Source organism: Mycobacterium parascrofulaceum ATCC BAA-614 (assembly GCF_000164135.1).
GTDB lineage: Bacteria > Actinomycetota > Actinomycetes > Mycobacteriales > Mycobacteriaceae > Mycobacterium > Mycobacterium parascrofulaceum.
In genome coordinates, this window is the sequence record NZ_GG770577.1 from 1 (window position 1) to 2,418 (window position 2,418).

At 74.8% G+C, this 2,418-nt stretch carries 2 protein-coding genes and 1 pseudogene; all 3 read right to left on the bottom strand.

What is annotated here, in order from left to right; all coding sequences use genetic code 11:
- Positions 1–799, bottom strand: a pseudogene (locus HMPREF0591_RS29425) (hypothetical protein); the annotation flags it as partial.
- 2 nt (positions 800–801) lie between these two features.
- Positions 802–1,131: a type VII secretion target gene (locus tag HMPREF0591_RS29430; RefSeq protein WP_007172522.1), complete on the bottom strand. Its 330-nt coding sequence runs from the start codon at positions 1,129–1,131 to the stop codon at positions 802–804.
- Positions 1,132–1,169: 38 nt separating this feature from the next.
- Positions 1,170–2,418 (bottom strand): phosphoglucosamine mutase (gene glmM / locus HMPREF0591_RS29435; RefSeq protein ID WP_007172523.1); only part of this gene is annotated, 1,249 nt, incomplete at its 5' end.

Genomic DNA, 2,418 nt, shown 5'->3' on the forward strand with positions numbered 1-2,418 from the left:
TCGCGGTCGGCGCGGGGTCCGGTGGCGGGCTCGCGGCCGCGGCCGCCGGCGTGACCGCTACGGGCGGCGCGGTGGGCGGGGCCGGGCGCACCGGCGGGCAGCCGGGGTCGAGATCGGTGGGGGCGTCGAAAAGCACCGCCGGCGCGGCGGCCATCCGCTCGGTGACCATGTCGTAGGAGGTCGCCACACCGTCGCGCGTCGAGCGCATCGTGGTCAGCCAGTCATCGCGAATCTCGTTGTCCACATACGGCAGCACCTGCTCGCGCACCACTCGTTCGGCGGCTTGCCGATCCCCCACCCCGGTGATGACCGTGGCGGCGGCGGCCAGCCAGGCCGGCCGCTGCGCCTGGGTGCCGTCGTCCACGGCGATCGCGGTCGCGACCTTGGCGTCGACCAGGTACCAGAGGTTGTCGCGCAGCGATTCGCACCGTTGCGCCGCCGCGCGAAGTTCGGCCGCCACCGTGGCGGCCGTGTCGCAGTGCCGCTCCATGAACCGCACCGCGGCGTCCCCGCCCGGCCCCGTCCAGGCCGCGGCCAGCTCGGCCACCTGGGCGCGCTGCACCCGCAGCGCTTCGGTCACCGCCTCGCCCGCCGCCCGCAGCTCCGCGCAATCGCGATCGAGGGCGCGCAGGTCGAGGCCGTCTTCGGTGCCGTACCAGTCGCGCAGCTGCGCCGGCTGCGCCGTCAGGTCGGGGTGCTGATAGCCCAGGGCATGGCAGGCCCGCACGTAACTCTGCGCGTGGTCGACGGCGGGCACGCCCTCGGCGAGGCGCTCGGCGACGTCCAACCGGTCGGCCATGCTCAGGCGATCCGCGCAGCGGCATACAGCTCGGCGTCGGCGTAGCGGTCGGCGCTGGCCCGCAGGGCGGCGGCGATATCCGCGGACGCGCGCGCCCACTGCGCCACCCCGGCCGTCAGGCGCTCCAGCTCGGCGCGCAGCGCGTCGCCGCGGGCGGTGTGCGCCCGCCCGGCGGTTGCCCCGCCGAACGCCAGCCTGCCCAGCCGGTCGCCGAGGGCGCGGTCGAGGATGTCGGAGGCGGCGCGGAATTGGTCGGCGACGCGGTGCGTCGCGGAAACGTCGATCTCGGTACGGGCCACGGTGGGCGGGCGTACTCCCCTGTCGAATCTCATGCTTGATCCGACGCCGGGGGACGCGGTCGGGTTCCGATTCAGCGCGCGGAGCTGACCGCCTCGGCCACCCGGTTGGCCACCCGCTGGGCCACGTCGGCCTCGGGCGCCTCGACCATGACCCGGATGACGGGTTCGGTACCGGAGGGCCGCAACAGGATTCGGCCGGTGTCGCCGAGTTCGGCCTCGGCGTCGCCGACCGCGGTGCGCACGGCGGGCGCCGCGGCGGCGGTGTCCTTGTCGGCGACCCGGACGTTGATCAGCACCTGCGGCAGCGTCTGCATCGGCGCGGCCAGTTCGGTCAGCGACGAGCCGGTCTGCGCCATCCGCGTCATCAACCGCAGCCCGGTGACGATGCCGTCCCCGGTGGAGCCCAGCGCGGGCATCACGATGTGGCCGGACTGCTCGCCGCCCAGGCTGTAGTCGCCCGCGCGCAGTTCCTCGAGGACGTAGCGGTCGCCGACGCCGGTGGTGCGCACGGTGATCCCGGCCGAACGCATGGCCAGGTGCAGCCCGAGGTTGCTCATCACGGTGGCCACCAGCGTGTCGGACGCCAGCTCGCCGGCGTCGCGCATGGCCAGCGCGAGCACGACCATGATCGCGTCGCCGTCGACGAGCTCGCCGTCGGCGTCGACCGCCAGGCAGCGGTCGGCGTCGCCGTCGTGAGCCAGGCCGAGGTCGGCGCGGTGCGCGATGACCGCGGCACGCAGCGAATCCAGGTGCGTCGAGCCGCAGTTGTCGTTGATGTTCAGGCCGTTGGGTTCGGCGTTGATCGCGATGACACGCGCGCCGGCCGCGCGGTAGGCGCGCGGCGCCACGGACGACGCCGCGCCGTGCGCGCAGTCGACCACCACGGTCAGGCCGTCCAGCCGCATCGTGCTGGCCTTGCTCAGGTGGCGCAGGTAGCGGTCGTCGGCGTCCTCGGCGTCGATGACGCGGCCGATCCCGGCGCCGACCGGCCGCGGCCCGGCCTCCGCACGGATATCAGCGACCAGCGCCTCGATCCGGTCCTCGGTGTCGTCGTCGAGCTTGCGCCCACCCGGGCCGAAGATCTTGATGCCGTTGTCGGGCATCGGGTTGTGCGACGCCGAGATCATCACCCCGAAGTCGGCGTCGTAGGCGCCGGTCAGGTAGGCCACCGCCGGCGTGGGCAGCACCCCGACCCGCAGCGCGTCGACGCCCTGGCTGGTCAGCCCGGCGATCACCGCGGCCTCCAGCATCTCGCCGCTGGCGCGGGGGTCGCGCCCGATCACGGCGACGCGCCGGCCCGGCCCGCCCGCGCTGGCCAGG